Annotated in this window: 19 protein-coding genes; 10 read left to right on the forward strand and 9 right to left on the reverse strand. The window is 63.4% G+C overall.

Features of this window, described 5'->3' with window-relative positions:
- Window positions 1–18 precede the first annotated feature (18 nt).
- The 6 genes from N7650_RS20695 to N7650_RS20720 all read right to left on the reverse strand — a co-directional run bounded on the left by N7650_RS20695 (window position 19) and on the right by N7650_RS20720 (window position 5,471).
- Complete coding sequence (locus N7650_RS20695; RefSeq protein ID WP_279899784.1) at window positions 19–804, reverse strand: N-acetylmuramoyl-L-alanine amidase; 786 nt, start codon at window positions 802–804, stop codon at window positions 19–21.
- A gap of 66 nt (window positions 805–870) precedes the next feature.
- Complete coding sequence (locus tag N7650_RS20700) at window positions 871–2,820, reverse strand: diguanylate cyclase (protein ID WP_279899785.1); 1,950 nt, start codon at window positions 2,818–2,820, stop codon at window positions 871–873.
- 24 nt (window positions 2,821–2,844) lie between these two features.
- Complete coding sequence (locus N7650_RS20705; protein ID WP_170395149.1) at window positions 2,845–3,702, reverse strand: endonuclease/exonuclease/phosphatase family protein; 858 nt, start codon at window positions 3,700–3,702, stop codon at window positions 2,845–2,847.
- 9 nt (window positions 3,703–3,711) lie between these two features.
- The gene (gene dsbA, locus N7650_RS20710) at window positions 3,712–4,341 is read right to left on the reverse strand and encodes a thiol:disulfide interchange protein DsbA (protein ID WP_009401704.1); all 630 of its coding nucleotides are present in this window, start codon (window positions 4,339–4,341) and stop codon (window positions 3,712–3,714) included.
- A gap of 176 nt (window positions 4,342–4,517) precedes the next feature.
- On the reverse strand, window positions 4,518–5,135 hold the full coding sequence (locus N7650_RS20715) for a c-type cytochrome (RefSeq protein WP_279899787.1): 618 nt from the start codon (window positions 5,133–5,135) through the stop codon (window positions 4,518–4,520).
- 33 nt (window positions 5,136–5,168) lie between these two features.
- Window positions 5,169–5,471 carry a c-type cytochrome gene (locus tag N7650_RS20720; protein WP_009401707.1) on the reverse strand — a complete coding sequence of 101 codons (303 nt, stop codon included), beginning with the start codon at window positions 5,469–5,471 and terminating at the stop codon, window positions 5,169–5,171.
- A 192-nt stretch (window positions 5,472–5,663) separates the two neighbouring features.
- On the opposite strand from N7650_RS20720, the gene yihA reads away from it, so the two are divergent.
- Window positions 5,664–6,296 carry a ribosome biogenesis GTP-binding protein YihA/YsxC gene (gene yihA, locus N7650_RS20725; protein WP_064303913.1) on the forward strand — a complete coding sequence of 211 codons (633 nt, stop codon included), beginning with the start codon at window positions 5,664–5,666 and terminating at the stop codon, window positions 6,294–6,296.
- A gap of 292 nt (window positions 6,297–6,588) precedes the next feature.
- On the opposite strand, the gene polA is transcribed toward yihA, so the two are convergent.
- On the reverse strand, window positions 6,589–9,402 hold the full coding sequence (polA, locus tag N7650_RS20730) for a DNA polymerase I (RefSeq protein ID WP_279899789.1): 2,814 nt from the start codon (window positions 9,400–9,402) through the stop codon (window positions 6,589–6,591).
- A gap of 74 nt (window positions 9,403–9,476) precedes the next feature.
- Here polA and N7650_RS20735 point away from each other — a divergent pair, with 74 nt between their 5' ends.
- On the forward strand, window positions 9,477–9,764 hold the full coding sequence (locus N7650_RS20735) for a DUF2782 domain-containing protein (protein WP_009401712.1): 288 nt from the start codon (window positions 9,477–9,479) through the stop codon (window positions 9,762–9,764).
- A gap of 63 nt (window positions 9,765–9,827) precedes the next feature.
- Window positions 9,828–10,778 (forward strand): homoserine kinase, encoded by a 951-nt coding sequence (locus tag N7650_RS20740; RefSeq protein WP_279899790.1) that lies wholly within the window; start codon window positions 9,828–9,830, stop codon window positions 10,776–10,778.
- A gap of 83 nt (window positions 10,779–10,861) precedes the next feature.
- Here N7650_RS20740 and znuA read toward each other — a convergent pair whose 3' ends face one another.
- Window positions 10,862–11,800 (reverse strand): zinc ABC transporter substrate-binding protein ZnuA, encoded by a 939-nt coding sequence (gene znuA, locus N7650_RS20745; RefSeq protein WP_279899792.1) that lies wholly within the window; start codon window positions 11,798–11,800, stop codon window positions 10,862–10,864.
- A 66-nt stretch (window positions 11,801–11,866) separates the two neighbouring features.
- On the opposite strand from znuA, the gene zur reads away from it, so the two are divergent.
- The 4 genes from zur (at window position 11,867) to N7650_RS20765 (ending at window position 14,746) form a co-directional block, all read left to right on the forward strand.
- Window positions 11,867–12,349 (forward strand): zinc uptake transcriptional repressor Zur, encoded by a 483-nt coding sequence (gene zur / locus N7650_RS20750; RefSeq protein ID WP_009401723.1) that lies wholly within the window; start codon window positions 11,867–11,869, stop codon window positions 12,347–12,349.
- On the forward strand, window positions 12,349–13,116 hold the full coding sequence (znuC, locus tag N7650_RS20755) for a zinc ABC transporter ATP-binding protein ZnuC (RefSeq protein ID WP_009401724.1): 768 nt from the start codon (window positions 12,349–12,351) through the stop codon (window positions 13,114–13,116). The genes zur and znuC overlap by 1 nt, the downstream gene beginning before the upstream one ends.
- Window positions 13,109–13,891, forward strand: a complete 783-nt coding sequence (znuB, locus tag N7650_RS20760; protein ID WP_009401726.1) for a zinc ABC transporter permease subunit ZnuB — start codon at window positions 13,109–13,111, stop codon at window positions 13,889–13,891. Before znuC ends, znuB begins: the two co-directional genes overlap by 8 nt.
- 135 nt (window positions 13,892–14,026) lie before the next feature.
- Window positions 14,027–14,746, forward strand: coding sequence for a PA5502 family lipoprotein (locus tag N7650_RS20765; RefSeq protein ID WP_279899794.1), 720 nt, complete (start codon window positions 14,027–14,029; stop codon window positions 14,744–14,746).
- Between the two features lie 65 nt (window positions 14,747–14,811).
- Here N7650_RS20765 and katE read toward each other — a convergent pair whose 3' ends face one another.
- Entirely contained in the window at window positions 14,812–16,950 is a 2,139-nt protein-coding gene (gene katE, locus N7650_RS20770; protein WP_279899795.1) for a catalase HPII, read from the reverse strand.
- Window positions 16,951–17,178: 228 nt separating this feature from the next.
- On the opposite strand from katE, the gene N7650_RS20775 reads away from it, so the two are divergent.
- From N7650_RS20775 to N7650_RS20785, 3 genes are read left to right on the forward strand one after another with little or no spacing between them, the layout of a single operon-like run.
- Window positions 17,179–18,186, forward strand: a complete 1,008-nt coding sequence (locus tag N7650_RS20775) for a methionine ABC transporter ATP-binding protein (RefSeq protein ID WP_064303921.1) — start codon at window positions 17,179–17,181, stop codon at window positions 18,184–18,186.
- The gene (locus N7650_RS20780; RefSeq protein ID WP_009401743.1) at window positions 18,186–18,857 is read left to right on the forward strand and encodes a methionine ABC transporter permease; all 672 of its coding nucleotides are present in this window, start codon (window positions 18,186–18,188) and stop codon (window positions 18,855–18,857) included. Before N7650_RS20775 ends, N7650_RS20780 begins: the two co-directional genes overlap by 1 nt.
- Window positions 18,858–18,913: 56 nt before the next feature.
- Window positions 18,914–19,696, forward strand: coding sequence for a MetQ/NlpA family ABC transporter substrate-binding protein (locus tag N7650_RS20785; protein WP_064303922.1), 783 nt, complete (start codon window positions 18,914–18,916; stop codon window positions 19,694–19,696).
- Window positions 19,697–19,752 lie beyond the last annotated feature (56 nt).

Raw genomic sequence — 19,752 nt, forward strand, 5'->3', positions numbered from 1 at the left:
GGTTTTGTAGTGATCCTGCTAGCGCTGGCTGTTGAGGACCTGCAGCATCGCGGCCGTCTGCGCATCCGGTTGGCCGTCGAAATTTTGCGGGCGGAAACGCATCTGGAACGCGGCGATCACGTGACGGGTGGCAACATCGAATACCCCGGTCTGCTCGATCGCATAACCAAACCGCGCCAGTTGCTGCTGGTACCAGACAGCATTCGGTGGATTCACCGCGAACAGTGCTTGCTGCTGCGACACCGCCTGGGCATCCGGCCAGATAGCCAGCCCTTCGTCGGCCAGGCGCTTCCACGGGAACAGCGGACCGGGGTCGAGCTTGCGCTGCGGGGCGATATCGCTGTGCCCGATGATGTACTTCGGCTGGATGTCGTTGCGCTTGGCGATATCCTTCAGCAGCAGGATCAGCGACTGTACCTGCGCTTCGGTATAGGGATGCCAGACCCTTCCACTGGGTGTGTCGGTGAAGCCGGGATTGACGATTTCGATGCCGATCGATGAAGAGTTGAGCCAGGTACGGCCATCCCATTGGCTGACACCGGCATGCCAGGAGCGGCGGTTTTCGTCGACCAGTTGATAAATGGTGCCTTTGTCGTCATCGCTGATCAGATAGTGACTGCTGACCTCGCCGTGGGTCAGCAAGGCCAACGAGCGTTCCAGCGAGGCATTGGTGTAATGCAGGACGACGAATTGGACGCGGCTGTTTTGGTTGGCCGAGACATGACTATGGTCGATTCGCAGCGCCGGGCCGTGGGTACAACCGGCTAGAAGCGCCAGCAGCAGGATGGAGAAAAACACTTTCATGAGAACGGGGACTACCTTTTAGAAGTATGTAATGCAATAGCATAACGTGTCGCCGGCAGTCCGCTCTTACCCCAATTGCAAGCGATTGCGTCCAAGATGCTTGGCCCGGTAAAGCGCTTCGTCGGCGCGCTTGAGTACCGTGTCGCTGCGTTCGCCATCGCGAAACTCGGTAATACCCACCGACAGGGTAATGGTGACCCGCTCACCCTTGAAGTGGAACGGGCAGGCCTCCACCGCTGCACGCAGGCTCTCCGCCAACTGTAGACCACCCGTCACGGTTGTCTGTGGCACCAGCAGAACGAATTCCTCGCCACCGAAGCGGGCGATGAAATCCCGCGGACGCAGACGCTTGCGCAGTTCGTTGGCGACGATCTTCAGGACCTTGTCGCCAGCCAGGTGGCCATAACTGTCGTTGATGCGCTTGAAGTGATCCAGGTCCAGGATCGCCATCAGCAACTGGCCGCCTTTTTCCTCCCATTCAGCAACTTCCAGCTCGAGACGCTCGGACCAGGCGGCGCGGTTGGGCAGGCCGGTGAGCGGATCGACCAAGGCTTTTTGACGCTGCTCCTCCAGGTGCTCGCGGTAGCCCTGGGCCTCCTGCTCCATGTGGGCGACCCGCTCGGACAGCCCCTTGAGGCGGTTGGCCATTTCCTCTTCGCGCTTGTCGCGCTGCTGCTGGTGCTCGTCCATGACGCCGAGCAGCCCTTCGAGGCGCCCTTCCAGCACGTGCTTGAGGCTGTCCAGATCGGCAGCGCCCTGCACGCTGCTGTGCAGGCCGTCGACCTGTTCGCGCAACTGGCTGTTCAGGTCACGTTCGGCGGACTGATTGTCGGCGTGGCCTTCGCTGGCCTCCTGCAGATGGCTCTGGAACGACTCCAGACGCTCATTGAGCTGTTTCAGATAGGCTTCGAACTCATGCTGCCCGCTGTCGGTGATGGCCAGCATCAGTACCGCCAGATCATCCAGCACCGGAAGCAACTCATACCAGTTCAGGCCATGCTCCAGGCGCTGGCGCATGGACTCCGCCTGGGGACGGTGGCGCTCCGGCAGGGCCAGGTCGTTGAGCAGCCCGAGCAGGGTGTGCTCGATATGAGTCGCCACCGAGCTGTAGGTTGGCTCGGTACCGTCGGGCAGGGCGTAGAGCATCTGTTCCGCGGTCAGCTCCACGGCGGGCTCCGGCTGCACAGGCTCCTCTTCGTGAGGGACGGCTTCGACAGGCTCTGGATTGGCGGACTCCGCCACCACCTCCAGTTCCATTGGAGCCGGATCGGCAACCTCAGGCTCGGCGACCGCGGTCGTGGTCACAGGGACAGGCACTTCAGGCGCAGTATCGATAGCCGGCGCAGGCGCACTGGTTGCGCATGCATCGGGTGCCCGGGAAGAAGGTTGCAGCTCGTCGATATCGGCAACCGGGGCAACTTCCGCCTTCGGCGGGGCCAGCACGACAGGCGCCTCGCCCACCTGCGCCGCCGCCGGCACTTCTTCCGGAGCATCGCGGCCGCCGAACAACCGTTGCAGAAAGCCCGGTCTGTTCTGTTCCTCGGGATGGGTCAGCACGCCGATCGCTTCGCCCTGCAGCTTGCTCAGCTCACTCAACAGCAAGGGGATTTCCCGCGACTGGCCAGCACGGGCCTCGACCTGCTTGCCGAGCTTCTTTAAGGGACGCCGCACCTCGCTGGGCAAGGACAGCGTCTGCAGCTGGTTGACCAGCGACGTCAACGCGGTGATTACCTGGGTTACCCGCGTGGCACGGCGCTGCTCGGAGTCGAGCACGGCTTTTTCGAGACGGGGAATGAGTCCGGCAAGACCAGCGTCCATGTTGTCGGAGCGGATGACATCGCGCATTTCCTTCATGCACTCGTCTACCACACGGTCGCTGCCCTCAGCGGCCAGGGTACTGCGCACGAGGCCGCGACGCAGCAGGTCGAGACGGGCCTCCCAACGGCGCTCCAGCTTTTCCTGCTGTTCAATGCTCTTGAGGTACTTCTCTTTCCAGCGCTCTGCTTCGTCGCTCATGCCCGGGCCCGCAATCAGGGGGGATTAACGCAAAACCGGAAGCGTATCCACAGTCAGGGCGTCAGGCAAACGAATCTCAACGGCGACCGGTAAATGATCGGAAATCGGCTGCGAAAGCACTTCGACCTTTTCCAGGGTCAGGCTCGGGCTGAGCAGAATATGGTCCAGGCAGCGTTGCGGGCGCCAGCTGGGGAACGTGGCTTCGACCTGTGGCGCGATCAAGCCGAGGTCTCGCAGCGGGGAATGTTGCAGAAGGTCGGTGGCGTGGGTGTTCATGTCGCCCATCAGCACCTGGTGACGATAACCACCGATCAGCTCACGGATATAGGCAAGCTGGCGGGCGCGGGTCTTGGAGCCAAGGGCCAGGTGCATCATCACCACGACCAGGGCGTCCTCGCCATCGCCAAAACGCACCAGGATCGCCCCGCGACCGGCAGGGCCGGGCAGCGGGTGGTCCTCCAGCAACTGCGGCTTGAGCCGGCTCAGCACGCCATTGCTGTGCTGGGCGAAGCGCCCGAGATTACGGTTGAGCTGCTGGTACCAGTAGGGGAAAGCACCGAGATGGGCGAGATGCTCGACCTGGTTGACATAACCCGAACGCAGGCTGCCGCCGTCGGCTTCCTGCAGGGCCACCAGGTCGAAGTCGTTGAGCAACGCGCCGATCTTCTGCAGGTTGCCGGCGCGTCCCACATGCGGCAGCAGATGCTGCCAGCTGCGCGTCACGTAGTGTCGATAGCGCTCGGTGCTGATCCCGACCTGGATATTGAAGCTGAGCAGGCGCAGGCGACCGTCCCTTGGCAGGTTGTCCTCGCCGACATGCAGCTCGTTGATCCGTGGATCACACAGGCCGACTACCCGCTCGCTTCTCCAGCGCGCCATGATCATCGCCGCTTACTTCGCGGCGCGCTCCTTGGCGATCAGCTGGTCGGCAACGTTCAGCACGCCTTCCGGGCCACCGGCGCTGCCCAGGTCGAAGCGATACTTGCCGTTGACCACCATGCTCGGCACGCCAGTGATCTCGTATTTCTTCGCCAGTTCCTTGGCCTGGTTGACCTGGCCCTTGATCGCGAACGAATTGAAGGTGGCGAGGAACTTGTCCTTGTCGACGCCCTGGGTGGCGAGGAAGTCAGCCATGTCCTGCGGGTCGGTCAGGCGCTTGCGCTGGTTCTGGATGGCGTCGAAGACGGCGGCATGCACCTTGTGCTCGACGCCCATGGCTTCGAGGGTCAGGAACATCTGGCCGTGGGCATCCCATGGGCCGCCGAACATGGCCGGCACGCGCTTGAAGTTGACGTCGGCGGGCAGCTTGTCGATCCAGGGATTGATGGTCGGTTCGAAGTGGTAGCAGTGCGGGCAGCCGTACCAGAACAGTTCGACGACCTCGATCTTGCCCGGTTGGGATACCGGCACCGGGTTGCTCAGCTCGATGTATTCCTTGCCGGCGACCGGTTCCGCGGCCTGGGCAGTCATACCGAAAACGCTGGCAGCTACCAGCGCGGCGCTGAGAATCAGATTACGCATGCTTTGCTCCTGTGCAGTCTTTGAGTCGCCCTGAAACGACTTGTCTTTCTGACAGGCCAAGGCGGGTCCGAGTTCGTAAGTGTAACGGCTGAAGAATGAAAAAAGGGTGGCCGAGGCCACCCTTTTCATGTTCGGCACGCGCCATTAACGCAGCGTTAACGTTGCCGCCGGACGGATCAGTGCAGGCCCTGGATGTAGCTGGCCAGCGCCTGGATGTCCTTGTTGCTGAGCTTGGAAGCGATGGTGCGCATGGTGGTGGCGTCGCCGTCGTTGGTTCGCTCACCCTCACGGAAGTCGGTCAGCTGCTTGGTGACGTACTGGGCGTGCTGGCCACCCAGGTGCGGGAAGCCGGCGGATGCGATACCCGCGCCATTGGGCGAGTGGCAACCGGTACAGGCCGGCAGGCCCTTGGACAGGTCACCGCCGTTGAACAGGGCGCGCCCGCGTTCGACGAGGGCCGGGTCGGCGGCACCGACGCTGCCTTTCTGGCTGGCGAAATACGCGGCGATGTCAGCCAGGTCCTGGTCGCCGAGGTTGGTCAGAAGGCCGGTCATTTCCAGGACCGTGCGCTTGCCGTCCTTGATGTCGTGGAGCTGCTTGGTCAGGTAACGCTCACCCTGGCCTGCAAGTTTCGGGAAGTTCGGCGCGACGCTATTGCCGTCCGGGCTGTGACACGCCCCACAAACGGCCGCTTTTGCCTGACCGGCAGCGGCATCGCCAACGATAGTGCCAGCGGCATTGGCGCCGCCTGTAACGCCCAGGGTCAACAGCAGACTCACGATCAGTTTGTTCATCAGCTAATCCAACTACGGCTAAGGGTGAAAGAGTTATGTATCGGGCCTACCGCTCATCCACTGGATGATTGCCTGGTAGTCCTCGGCACTGCAGTCCATGCACAATCCACGCGGTGGCATAGCCTTGAAACCCTGGGTTACATGCCCGACCAATATCTCCATACCCTGCGCCAGCCTTGGCTCCCAGGCTGCACGATCACCGGCTTTCGGGGCCTGTGGCAGCTGCCCGGCGTGACAGGCCGCACAGGTGCGGTTGTACAACGCCTCGGGATCCTGTGTAGCCTGAGCGCTGGAAAACGGTATCAAGACACCGATTGCAAGCAGCCATTTCGTCATCGAACGACCCTTCAGGGTTGGAAGCTCATTGCGTTCTAGTGCGCAACCTTTAAAGTCTGAGCCCCCGTGCACATCCTCCTACGCTGGGATAATGCGCACACAAAATCTAGGGCATTATATACTCCCGTTGCCGAAACGGAAACGACACACCCTGCCGCACCCACCCCGGGCAACGCTCACTTCGGACATCCCATGCAAGTCAAAAACCCCATCCTCGGACTTTGCCAGACGGCAAGATTCGCCCTCAGTGCCGCCAAGGTCGACCAGTGTCCACCTGACGAAGGCTATGAAGTCGCCTTCGCCGGCCGCTCCAACGCCGGCAAGTCCAGCGCGCTCAACACCCTGACCCACGCCAGCCTGGCGCGTACCTCGAAAACCCCGGGCCGGACCCAGCTGTTGAACTTCTTCAGTCTGGATGACGATCGGCGTTTGGTCGACCTGCCGGGCTACGGTTATGCAAAGGTGCCGATTCCGCTCAAGCAGCACTGGCAGCGCCACCTCGAGGCCTACCTGGGCAGCCGCGAGGCGTTGAAGGGCCTGATCCTGATGATGGACGTGCGCCATCCGATGACCGACTTCGACAAGATGATGCTCGACTGGTCCAAGGCCAGCGGCATGCCGATGCATATCCTGCTGACCAAGGCCGACAAGCTGACCTTCGGCGCGGCCAAGAACACCCTGCTCAAGGTGCAGTCGGAAATCCGCAAGGGCTGGGGTGACAGCATCACCATCCAGCTGTTCTCGGCACCGAAACGCCAGGGGCTGGAAGAAGCCTACGCCGTCCTCGCGCGCTGGCTGGAACTGGCTGACAAGCCCGAGGCATAAGGGCTGCCCGGCGAAATCCGGGCAAAAAAAAACCCCGGACTTCGTATGGGGAGGGGGAAGTTCGGGGTTCAAGTTCCGAACCGCTAGGGCGGGGTCCGGATATCTGCCAACACTTAACACAACATAGGAGCATTGAAGGGCTTCACCAGCCATTCAGTACCTCTGAGTGTCGGTTCACCGGATTAGTTCCGGGCGTGTAGAAACTATTTGCGATAAGTAGGAATTCTCTTAATGCCCGACTGCCGGAGTCGGGCATTTCGCGCGACCTTATGTCGCAGACATTCCCCGATGTTCAGTGCGCTTCGTCCCAGTTCGCCCCCACTCCAACGTCCACCACCAGCGGAACATCCAGTTGCGCAGCGTTGCTCATGTACGGACGAATCTCCTCACGCACCTGTTCCACCAGGTCTTCGCGCACTTCGAGCACCAGTTCGTCGTGCACCTGGAGAATTACCCGGGCATCGAGCCCGGAGCTTTCCAGCCAGTTGTCCACCGCGACCATGGCGCGCTTGATGATGTCCGCCGCGGTACCCTGCATCGGCGCGTTGATCGCCGTACGTTCGGCTCCGGCACGCTCCATCGGGCGGCTGGAGTTGATCGCCGGCAGGTACAGGCGACGGCCGAACAGGGTTTCCACGAAGCCTTGCTCGGCGGCCAGCTTGCGGGTGCTTTCCATGTACTGGCGCACACCCGGGTAGCGGGCGAAGTAGGCATCGATATAGGCCTTGGCCTGCTTGGTCTCGACGCCGATGTCCTTGCCGAGCTTTTTCGCGCCCATGCCATAGATCAGGCCGAAGTTGATCGCCTTGGCGCTGCGGCGCTGGTCGGAAGTCACCTGGTCCAGGGCCACGTTGAACACTTCGGCGGCAGTCGCGGTGTGCACGTCGAGGCCGTTGCGGAAGGCGTTCATCAGGCCTTCGTCGCCGGACAGGTGGGCCATGATGCGCAACTCGATCTGCGAGTAGTCGGCCGCCAGCAGCTTGTAGCCCGGTGGCGCGATGAACGCCTGGCGGATGCGCCGCCCCTCGGCAGTGCGGGCCGGGATGTTCTGCAGGTTCGGATCGCTGGACGACAGGCGTCCGGTGGCCGCGACGGCCTGGCCATAGGACGTATGGATGCGCTGGGTGCGCGGGTTGATCTGCTCGGGCAGACGGTCGGTGTAGGTGCTCTTGAGCTTGCTCAGCGAGCGGTACTGCATCAGCACCCGTGGCAGCGGATAGCCTTCCTCGGCCAGTTCGTCCAGCACCTCTTCGGCAGTGGAGGGCTGGCCCTTGGCGGTCTTCTTCAAGACCGGCAGGCCGAACTTGTCGTAAAGGATCGCGCCCAGCTGGCGTGGCGAACCGAGGTTGAACGGCTCACCGGCGAGTTCGATGGCCTCGCGCTCCAGCTCGACCATCTTGTCGCCCAGTTCCTGGCTCTGCAGCCTCAGCAATTCGGGATCGACCAGCGCGCCCTGGCGCTCGATCCGCGCCAGCACCGGCACCAGCGGCATCTCGATGTCGGTCAGCACGCTGGCCAGGGACGGGATCGCCTGGAGCTGCGCGAACAGCGTCTGGTGCAGGCGCAGGGTCACGTCGGCGTCTTCGGCGGCGTAAGGGCCGGCCTTGTCCAGGTGGATCTTGTCGAAGGTCACCTGCTTGGCGCCCTTGCCGGCAATGTCTTCGAACTTGACGGTGCTGTAGTCGAGGTACTTCTTCGCCAGGCTGTCCATATCGTGGCGGATCGCCGTGGAGTTGAGCACGTAGGATTCGAGCATGGTGTCGAAGGCGATGCCGCGCACGCTGATGCCGTTGGCCGGGTCGCCGCCGATCGCGCAGTTGGCGAGGATGTTCATATCGAACTTGGCATGCTGGCCGACCTTGAGCTTTTGCGGGTCTTCCAGCAGCGGCTTCAGGGCCAGCAACACGCTGTCGCGGTCCAGTTGCGCGGGGGCATCAGGGTAACTGTGGGTCAGCGGGACATACGCCGCCTCATGGGCTTTCACCGCAAAGGACACACCCACCAGTTGCGCCTGCTGCGCGTCGATGCCGGTGGTTTCGGTGTCGAAGGCGAACAGCGGGGCGTCCTTGAGTTTCTGCAACCAGGCATCGAAACGCGCCTGGTCGAGGATGGTCTCGTAATCCGGCTCGACCGGCACCTCGACCTCGGCCACCACCAACGCCTCGTCGCTGACCGCCGCCACGGTGACATCCAGCACCGCCACCGGGGCCGGCTGCGCGGCACGGCGGGCCTCGCGCTCCAGTTCGTCGATCCAGCCCTTGAACTCCAGCTCGGTGTAGAGCTCCATGAGCTTGTCGCGATCCGGCTCGCCCAGGTGCAGGTCATCCAGGCCGACGTCCAGTTCGACGTCGCACTTGATGGTCGCCAGGCGATAGGAGAGGAAGGCCATTTCCTTGCTTTCCAGCAGCTTGGCCGGCAGGGTCTTGGCACCACGGATGGGCAGGGACGGCACCAGGTCGAGGTTGTCGTAGAGCTCCTTGAGGCCGCCATTGACCCCGACCAGCAAGCCGACGGCTGTCTTCTCGCCAACACCCTTGACCCCCGGGATGTTGTCGGCGGTATCGCCCATAAGGGCCAGCAGGTCGATGATCTGTTCCGGAGCGACACCGAATTTCCCTTTTACGCCCTCGATATCCAGCACGGTTCCGGTCATGGTGTTGACCAGCGTAACGTGCTCGTCCACCAGTTGCGCCATGTCCTTGTCGCCCGTGGACACCACCACCGGGCGCGCTGCCGCGGCGCTGCTGCGGGCCAGGGTACCGATCACGTCATCGGCTTCGACACCCTCGACGCACAAGAGCGGGAAGCCCAGGGCGCGTACGGCGGCGTGCAGCGGTTCGATCTGCACGCGCATGTCGTCGGGCATGCTCGGGCGGTTGGCCTTGTAGTCGGCGAACATCTCGTCGCGGAATGTTCCGCCCTTGGCATCGAAGACCACCGCGAACGGGCTGTCCGGATATTGCTTGCGCAGGCTCCTGAGCATGTTCAGCACACCCTTTACCGCCCCGGACGGCATGCCCTTGGACGTGGTCAGCGGCGGCAGCGCGTGGAAGGCACGGTAGAGGTACGAAGAACCGTCCACCAGGACGAGGGGGGTTTGGCTCATGAGCGGAATCAACCTTTTCGACGGGCCCGGCGCTAGAATGTCCGGAACATTGACGACAAAGGGACAAGGTTATCATGGGTACATTCAATCGCCTGTTGTTGCTCGGCCTTCTCGTCGGCACGCCGGTCGCAGCCCTGGCAGCGGACGAAGCGCCCTCGGCCGAGCCGGAAGTAACCATTCGCACGGAAGGTGACAAAACTATTCAGGAATACCGTCAGAACGGCTTCCTGTACGCGATCAAGGTCACACCGAAGAACGGCAAGCCGTACTTCCTGGTGCGTGCCGACGGTAGCGACGCCAACTTCATCCGGTCCGACCAACCCGACATGCTGATTCCCTCCTGGAAAATCTTCGAGTGGTAACGCGGACCCTTAACATCCACCCGGCACGTCGCGACGACGTGCCTGACTGAGCAGTTTTTGACCATGTCTGTCTTCACCCCCCTGACCCGGCCACAGCTGGAAACCTTCCTGGCCCCCTATGGACTGGGCCGCCTGCTGGATTTCCAGGGCATCGCCGCCGGTACCGAGAACAGCAATTTCTTCATCAGCCTCGAACAGGGGGAGTTCGTGCTGACGCTTGTGGAGCGCGGACCGATCCAGGACCTGCCGTTCTTCGTCGAACTGCTCGAGGTGCTGCACCAGGCCGACCTGCCGGTGCCTTATGCCTTGCCCGCCACCGACGGCGTGGCCCTGCGCGAGCTGGCCGGCAAGCCGGCGCTGCTGCAACCGCGCCTGGCCGGCAAGCACATCAAGGCGCCCAACGCCCAGCACTGCGTGCAGGTCGCCGATTTCATGGGCCACCTGCACCTGGCGACCCGCGAACACACGCTGGAACGCAAGACCGACCGGGGGCTGGACTGGATGCTGCAGGCCGGCAACGAACTGATGCCGCGGCTGAATGCCGGGCAACAGACCCTGCTGAAAGCCAGCCTGGACGAGATCAGCGCCAATCACGCACGGATCATGGCGCTCCCACGGGCCAACGTGCATGCCGACCTGTTCCGTGACAACGCAATGTTCGAAGGCACGCACCTGACCGGTGTGATCGACTTCTACAACGCTTGCTCGGGGCCGATGCTGTATGACCTGGCGATCAGCCTGAACGACTGGTGCTGTGACGAGGCGGGAGCGATCGATCTGCCGCGAGCGCGGGCGTTCCTCGGTGCCTATGCGGCGCTGCGGCCGTTCACGGCGGCGGAAGCCGAGCTCTGGCCGGTGATGCTGCGGGTCGCGTGCGTGCGCTTCTGGCTGTCGCGCCTGATTGCGGCGGAATCGTTCGCGGGGATGGATGTGATGATTCACGATCCGGTGGAGTTCGAGGTGCGCTTGAAGGCGCGGCAGGATGTGAGCCTGGCACTGCCTTTCGCCCTTTAAAGAGCATCGCTGGCAAGCCAGCTCCCACAGGTTTCGCGGTGCACGCGGTCCCTGTGGGAGCTGGCTTGCCAGCGATGAAGGCACTACAGACTTTCCAGACACCCCGCCAACCCGTTCCCCAGGTTCGCCAGCAAGGTCTCGTAGCCCTTGGCATCCACTGGCAGCGTCCCGCCCAGCGCATCCAGTTCCGCCAGTTTCACCGGCAAACCGGCGGTCAGGGTTTCAGCCAGGCGCGGCCGCAGTGGCGGTTCACTGAACACACAGGTCTTGCCTGCCTCCTGCAAGCGCTTGCGCATGGCCGCCACATGCTGGGCGCCCGGCTGCACTTCCTGAACCACGCTGAACACGCCTGCATGCTTCAGCCCATAAGCCGATTCAAAGTAGTCGAACGCCTCGTGGAAGACGAAGAAAGGCTTGTCCGCCACGCCGGCCAGTCGCTGTTTCAAACGCTGGTCCAGCACGTCCAGGCGCTGCTCGAAGCCTTTCAGGTTGCTCTGGTAGCGCGCGGCATTGGCCGGATCCGCCGCACTCAGGTCCGCCGCCATGCGCGCCGCAATCACCCGGGCGTTGACCGTGGACAACCACAGGTGGGCATCGAGGCTGCCAGGGCGGTGGTCATGATCGTGTTCATCCGGGTCATCCCCGTGCGCGTCATGCTCTTCATGGGATTGGCTGTCCTCGCCGAAGTGGCGCAGGCTCATGCCGGGCAGACCCTGCACCGCCACGGTAGGCTTGCTGCGCCCAGTGATGACACGCGGCAGGAAGCTTTCCATGTCCGGCCCGATCCAATACAGCAGGTCCACCTCCGCTACCCGCCGTACATCCGACGGACGCAGCGCGTAGTGGTGCGGCGAAGCACCCGGCGGCAGCAGCACTTCCGGCTTGCCGACGCCGTCCTGGACCGCTGCGGCAATCAGTTGCAGCGGCTGGATGCTGGTCAGAACGCGAACGTCGGCGCGGGCCGGGGCCAGCACGACCAGGGTTGAGGCAAAAGCGACAAAAAGGGCAAAAAATCGGGACACGATAAGCGCTCATTGATGCAAAGAGAGGTAACATAATAACGTCTCTCACCAGAACCGTCGCCGCCCATGCCCATTACCCCACTGGCCAACCGCCCACACGACCATTCCCATTGCGTCCACACCGCCCTGGCCGAAGCCGATGCCCTGTGTGCCCGCCAGGGGCTGCGCCTGACCGCGTTGCGCCGGCGTGTGCTGGAACTGGTCTGGCAGAGCCATAAACCGCTGGGTGCCTATGACATCCTCGGCGTACTGAGCGAACAGGATGGCCGTCGCGCTGCGCCGCCAACCGTTTATCGGGCCCTCGACTTCCTTCTGGAAAACAGCCTGGTGCACCGCATCGCCTCGCTCAACGCCTTTATCGGCTGCAATCACCCGGAACATGCGCACCAGGGTCAATTCCTGATCTGCCGCGAGTGCCATGTCGCGATCGAGCTCGAGCAGGCGGCGATCAGCGACGCCATCGTCGCCAGTGCCAAGGAGGTCGGTTTCAGCGTCGAGGCGCAGACCGTGGAAGTCGTCGGCATCTGCGCCAGTTGCCGGAGCGCCTGATGAGCAATGCCTTGATCCGCCTGCAACAGGTGGGAGTGACCATCGCCGGGCAGAGCATCCTCGACAGCATCGACCTGACCGTCGACCCCGGGCAGATCGTCACCCTGATCGGCCCCAACGGCGCCGGCAAGACCACCCTCGTGCGCGCCGTCCTCGGCCTGCTCAAGCCGGATCGCGGCAGCGTCTGGCGCAAGCCGAAGCTGCGTATCGGCTACATGCCGCAGAAGCTTCAGGTGGACGCGACCCTGCCGCTCTCGGTTCTGCGCTTCCTGCGCCTGGTTCCGGGCGTGGACCGCGCCGCTGCCTTGGCGGCCCTGGAGGAAGTCGGTGCCGAACAGGTGATCGACAGCCCGATCCAGAACATTTCCGGCGGCGAGATGCAGCGCGTGCTGCTGGCCCGCGCCTTGCTGCGCGAGCCCGAGCTGCTGGTGCTGGACGAACCGGTCCAGGGCGTCGACGTTGCCGGCCAGGCCGAGCTGTACAGCCTCATCACCCGCCTGCGCGACCGCCACCGTTGCGGCGTGCTAATGGTCTCCCACGACCTGCACCTGGTCATGAGCACCACCGACCAGGTGGTCTGCCTCAATCGTCACGTCTGTTGTTCCGGGCATCCGGAGCAGGTCAGCGGCGACCCGGCCTTCGTCGAGCTGTTCGGCAACAACGCGCCAAGCCTGGCGATCTATCACCATCATCACGACCACAGCCACGACCTGCATGGTTCGGTGGTCACCCCGCATGTGCATGGAGAAAACTGCAAGCATGGCTGATTTCCTGCTCTACGCCCTGCTCGCAGGCCTGGCCCTGGCCGTGGTGGCCGGCCCCCTGGGTTCCTTCGTGGTCTGGCGGCGCATGGCCTATTTCGGTGACACCCTGTCCCATGCCGCACTGCTCGGCGTGGCCATGGGCTTCATGCTCGACATCAGCCCGGCGCTGGCGGTAACGGTCGGCTGCCTGCTGCTGGCGTTGCTCCTGGTTACCTTGCAGCAGCGCCAGCCGCTGGCCTCGGACACCCTGCTCGGTATCCTTGCCCCCAGCACCCTGTCCCTCGGCCTGGTGGCGTTGAGTTTCATGCGCGATGTGCGCATCGACCTGATGGGCTACCTGTTCGGCGACCTGCTGGCGATCAGCCCGGCCGATCTGGCCTGGATCCTCGGCGGCAGCGCAGCGGTGCTGTTGCTGATGGTGGCGCTGTGGCGGCCGCTGCTGGCGGTGACCGTGCATGAAGAGCTGGCCCGGGTCGAAGGCCTGCCGGTGGCCGGCCTGCGCCTGGCACTGATGCTGCTGATCGCGATCGTCATCGCCGTAGCCATGAAGATCGTCGGCGTGCTGCTGATCACGTCGTTGCTGATCATCCCCGCCGCCGCCGCGCAAAGACATGCACGCTCTCCGGAACAAATGGCCCTTGGCGCCAGTCTTATCGGGGTCGTCGCGGTCTGTGGCGGCCTGGCCATGTCCTGGTTCAAGGACACCCCCGCAGGGCCCTCGATCGTGGTCTGTGCCGCGGTGCTATTCTTGCTGAGCCTGGCCCTGCCCAAGCGCTGAATGCAACAGCGAACGCCGCCTGCGCGGTGGCGTCCGCCCCCATGCACCCCGCGAGCGCCAGCGAAGGAATGATGTTCCCGCCCACGGACTGGGTGTAGACTTGCTCGTTTTTCGCGCAAATAGAGAGTCGTAGGAATGAAGCCGTTCGCCTCCCGTTATCTGCTCCTTGCCGCGTTTTCCCTGATTCTGACCGCTTGCGCAGGCAAGCCGGTCGAAAGCGCCGCCGTGCCTGCCACGCCGGATGCCTGGCAGCAATTGCAGCAGAGTATCGCCAGCAGTGAACTGGCCACCGCCGAGGACCAGTTGGCCGCGTTGCAGGCCCAAGCGCCGGACGACAGCCGCCTCGAACAGTACCAGCGGCAATTGGCCGAGGCGTATCTGCAACGCAGCCAGATCGTCCTGCAGAAGGGCGATGTAAATGCTGCCGCCACCGCCCTGGCCCGCGCCCGTGCCCTGATGCCCAAGGCTCCGGCCTTGACCGGCGGCGTCAACGGCGCCATCGCCCAGGCGCGCAAGGCCGAGCTGGACCGTGCCGAAGCAGCGCTGAAAGCGGCCGAAGCCAAGCCGAAGGCCAAGGTGATCGACCCGACGGCGCCAAGCACGGTGATCGCCCTGGATATCCGCGACATCGGCAAGCTGCGTCGGCAGCTCGACGATATCGCCGATGATGTCGTCAATTACCAGTGTGATGTGGTGTTCCAGGTGCCACGCAAGGCCGATTATCCCTGGCTGTCGACCCTGCTGGGCAAGCGGGTCAACAAGCGTGATCCGTCCTTCGAGCTGCAACAGCGCAGCGAGATTCACCGCAGCCAGCCGGCCCAGGTGGTACTGACGCCGAAGCGCACCGATAGCTGATGGCTCTATCGCTGGCAAGCCAGCTCCCACAGTGTGGGAGCTGGCTTGCCAGCGATGAGGCCATATCAGGCCGGAATGGCTTTAGCCGCAGCCTCCCGCTCCCACACCCGATGCTTGCCGATGGCCTGGGTGAACGCCTTGATCGCGTTGGCATCATTCCCCGCCAGCAAACCGCTGTCTTCCTTGAGATTCAGGCTGTCGAACCAGGCTTTCGCCTCGGCATGCCCGGCCACTGGCTTGAGATGCTTGTAGGCCTCGAGGATGTAATGGACCGCCACACCATCCCCTTGCAGCGCGTCGATCACCGCCTTGCCACCCGCGACCCAGACCGCGTCGAATGCGATCGATGGCATGCCTTCCATCGACGCATCCACGGGCAAGGTCTTGCCATCGGCGGTTTTCACCGGCGCTGAAGTCGGCCCCAGCACCTTGATCTGCACGCTCTCGGCTTCCAGGGCCTTGGTCAGCTTGTCGGCCAGCCCGGCATCGACGCCATCGGCCACCAGCAGCGCCACCTTGCGCCCCTTGATGCTTTCGCCAAGGTGATTCATCTGGCTCAGCGCCGGCGAAGCCTTCAACGACGGTTCCGGCACATCCACCGTCCCGGCCTTCGGTGCCGGGAGGCCAAGCTTGGCCGCCACCTTCGCAGCCAGGTCCAGGTCGATATTGGCCAGGATCTCGTTCACCTCGCGCGCCCGGATGTGCTCACGCTCGACCTTGCCCAGCTCGAAGCTGTAGGCATTGACGATGTGCTCCTGCTCGTTCGGGCTCATGCTGCGATAGAACAACCGCGCCTGGGAGAAGTGGTCGCCGAAGGATTCGCTGCGCTGGCGGATCTTGTGCGCGTCGATGCGCTCCTGGTAAGACTCGAACCCGCCGTCCTGCGCCGCTGGCGGTGTTTCCTTGGGCCAGCCACCGTCGATGGAGTTGGGCTCGTAGGCCGCGCGCCCTTTGTCGATGCGCACACGGTGCATGGCGTCGCGCTGGCCATTGTGGTTCGGCGCGATAGGTCGGTTGATCGGGATTTCATGGAAGTTCGGCCCGCCCAGGCGGCTGATCTGGGTGTCGGTGTAGGAGAACAGACGGCCTTGTAGCAGCGGGTCGTTGGTGAAATCGATACCCGGCACGATATGCCCGGGGCAGAAGGCGATCTGCTCGACTTCGGCGAAGAAGTTGTCCGGGTTGCGGTTGAGCACCATCTTGCCCAGCGGCGTCACCGGAACCAATTCTTCGGGAATGATCTTGGTCGGGTCGAGCAGGTCGAAGTCGAACTTGTGCTCGTCGGCCTCGGGGACGATCTGCACGCCCAGTTCCCATTCCGGATAGTTGCCGGTCTCGATCGCTTCCCACAGATCGCGGCGGTGATAGTCGGTGTCCTTGCCGGCGAGCTTCTGCGCCTCGTCCCAGAGCAGCGAGAGCACGCCCTGCTTGGGTTTCCAGTGGAACTTGACGAAGCTGGCCACGCCTTCGGCGTTGATCAGGCGGAAGGTGTGCACGCCGAAACCTTCCATGGTCCGCAGGCTTTTCGGGATCGCGCGGTCGGACATGGCCCAGATCACCATGTGCGCCGATTCGGGCACCAGCGAGACGAAGTCCCAGAAGGTGTCGTGTGCGCTGCCGCCGGTGGGGATCTCGTTATGGGGCTCGGGTTTTACCGCATGCACGAAATCGGGAAACTTGATCGCATCCTGGATGAAGAACACCGGCATGTTGTTGCCGACCAGGTCGAAGTTGCCTTCGTCGGTGAAGAACTTCACGGCGAAGCCGCGCACGTCCCGCACCGTATCGCCCGAGCCACGCGGCCCCTGCACGGTGGAGAAACGCACGAAGACCGGGGTGATTTTCTCCGGATCCTGGAGGAAGCCGGCCTTGGTCAGTTCCGCGTGGTTGCCGTAGGACTGGAAGTAGCCGTGCGCCCCGGTACCGCGGGCATGAACGATGCGCTCCGGAATCCGCTCATGGTCAAAATGCGTGATTTTCTCGCGCATGATGAAGTCTTCCAGCAACGACGGGCCGCGCGGGCCGGCCTTGAGCGTGTTCTGGTTGTCGGCGATCTTCACGCCCTGGTTGGTACGCAAGGCCTGGCCGGTGGCGTCGCTGCGCACGGTTTCCAGGCTTTGCAACTTGGCATTGGTATTGGCGCGGTCCGGGGTGTCGGTTCCGGCAAGCTGGCTTTCCCGTGGCGCATCGTTCTTGCTAGGCATGGCTGGCGGTCCTCATCAGTTCCATCGCGGGGATGCCCGTTGGCGGGCTGTTTTGCTAGTGACCGGGGCCGCTTGGCTGGCGTTCCATCGGATTGACCACTGATCGCGTTATGCCTGCAGCAATGGACGATGACGAAATAAATGCTAAGAACCTCTAAACGAACAGGCTAAAATGCGCGACCGGCTAACCGCTGACCCCATTCCCATGCGCCCCACAAGGTTCGCTACGTGATCGAGTTCCAACAAGTCCACAAGACCTACCGCGTCGCCGGTAGGGACATTCCCGCGCTGCACCCCACGAGCCTGAGCATCGACAACGGCCAGGTGTTCGGGCTGATCGGCCACTCCGGGGCCGGCAAAAGCACCCTGCTGCGCCTGATCAACCGCCTGGAAGCGCCAAGCGGTGGCAAGATCATCGTCGATGGCGAGGACGTCACCGCCTTCGATGCCAACCAGCTGCGCGGCTTCCGCCAGCAGGTCGGGATGATCTTCCAGCACTTCAACCTGCTGGCCTCCAAGACCGTCGCCGATAACGTCGGCCTGCCGCTGACCCTGGCCGGCGAACTGTCGCGCAAGGAGATCGACGCCCGCGTCGCCGAACTGCTGCAACGCGTCGGTCTGTCCGAGCATGCGAAGAAGTACCCGGCGCAACTGTCCGGCGGGCAGAAGCAGCGCGTCGGCATCGCCCGTGCCCTTTCGACCCGGCCGAAGATCCTGCTGTGCGACGAGGCCACCAGCGCCCTCGACCCGCAGACCACCGCCTCCGTCCTGCAACTGCTGGCCGAGATCAACCGCGAGCTGAAGCTGACCATCGTCCTGATCACCCATGAAATGGACGTGATCCGCCGGGTCTGCGACCAGGTCGCGGTAATGGATGCCGGGCAGATCGTCGAGCAGGGCCCGGTTGCCGATGTGTTCCTGCATCCCAAGCACCCGACCACCCGGCGCTTCGTTCAGGAAGACGAGCAGGTGGATGAAGCCGAACAGCGCGACGACTTCGCCCACGTCCCGGGACGCATCGTGCGCCTGACCTTCCAGGGCGACGCCACCTATGCGCCGCTGCTGGGCACCGTGGCCCGCGAGACGGGCGTCGACTACAGCATCCTGGCCGGCCGCATCGACCGCATCAAGGACACTCCATACGGGCAACTGACCCTGGCCGTCACCGGCGGCGACATGGAAGCGGCCTTCGCCCGCTTCACCGCGGCTGACGTTCATATGGAGGTATTGCGCTGATGGACGCCCTGAATTTCTTCGCCAACGTGGACTGGTCCGAGATCTGGCTGGCCACCGGCGACACCTTCATCATGCTGTTCGGTTCGCTGTTCTTCACCGTGTTGCTGGGCCTGCCCCTGGGCGTTTTGCTGTTCATGTTCGGCCCGCGGCAGATGTTCGAGCAGAAGGGGATCTACGCCGTGCTGTCGCTGGTGGTGAACATCCTTCGCTCGCTGCCGTTCATCATCCTGCTGATCGTGATGATCCCGGTCACCGTGCTGATCACCGGCACCTCGCTGGGCGTCGCCGGGGCCATTCCGCCGCTGGTAGTGGGGGCCACGCCATTCTTCGCGCGCCTGGTGGAAACCGCGCTGCGCGAGGTGGATCGCGGCATCATCGAGGCCACCCAGTCCATGGGCGCGACCACCCGGCAGATCATCATGAATGCGCTGCTGCCGGAGGCGCGGCCGGGCATCTTCGCCGCGATCACCGTCACCGCCATCACCCTGGTGTCCTACACCGCCATGGCCGGCGTGGTGGGCGCAGGCGGTTTGGGTGACCTGGCGATCCGCTTCGGCTACCAGCGCTTCCAGACCGACGTAATGATCGTCACCGTGGTCCTGCTGCTGATCCTGGTTCAAGTTCTGCAGAGCATTGGCGACAAACTGGTCGTCCATTTTTCCCGTAAGTAAAGGGTCGGCGTGACCGACACATCGGGGGCCGAGCGGCTCCCTCAAGGAGTGATGCAATGAAAAAGCTGTTCGCTGCCGTCGCCGCGTTCGCGGCCCTTTCCACCACTGCCGCCAACGCCGCGGAAACCCTGAGCGTCGCCGCCACCGCGGTGCCGCACGCGGAGATCCTCGAATTCGTCAAGCCGACCCTGGCCAAGGAAGGCGTGGACCTGAAAGTGAAGGTCTTCACCGACTACATCCAGCCCAACGTACAGGTCGCCGAAGGCCGCCTGGACGCCAACTTCTTCCAGCACCAGCCGTACCTGGATGAGTTCAACAAGGGCAAGGGCACCAACCTGGTGAGCGTTGCCGGCGTGCACATCGAGCCGCTGGGCGCCTACTCCACCAAGTTCAAGAAGCTGGACGAGCTGCCGTCGGGCGCCAACGTGGTGATCCCGAACGACGCCACCAACGGCGGCCGTGCCCTGTTGCTGCTGCAGAAGGCTGGCCTGATCAAGCTCAAGGACGCCTCGAACATCCTGTCGACGCCGAAGGACATCGCCGAAAACCCGAAAAACCTGAAGATCCGCGAACTGGAAGCCGCCACCCTGCCGCGCGTGCTGACCCAGGTCGACCTGGCGCTGATCAACACCAACTACGCGCTGGAAGCCAAGCTGAACCCGGAGAAAGACGCCCTGGTCATCGAAGGTGCCGACTCGCCTTACGTGAACATCCTGGTGGCTCGTCCGAACGACAAGGACTCCGATGCCATCAAGAAGCTGGTCGGTGCCCTGCACTCGCCTGAGGTGAAGCAGTTCATCCAGGAGAAATACAAGGGCGCGGTGATTCCGGCGTTCTGATAGTTCTCTATCGCTCTTGAGGGCTCATCGCTGGCAAGCCAGCTCCCACAACCTGT

It is taken from the genome of Pseudomonas sp. GD04058, assembly GCF_029836855.1.
In the GTDB taxonomy this organism is placed as follows: domain Bacteria; phylum Pseudomonadota; class Gammaproteobacteria; order Pseudomonadales; family Pseudomonadaceae; genus Aquipseudomonas; species Aquipseudomonas bharatica.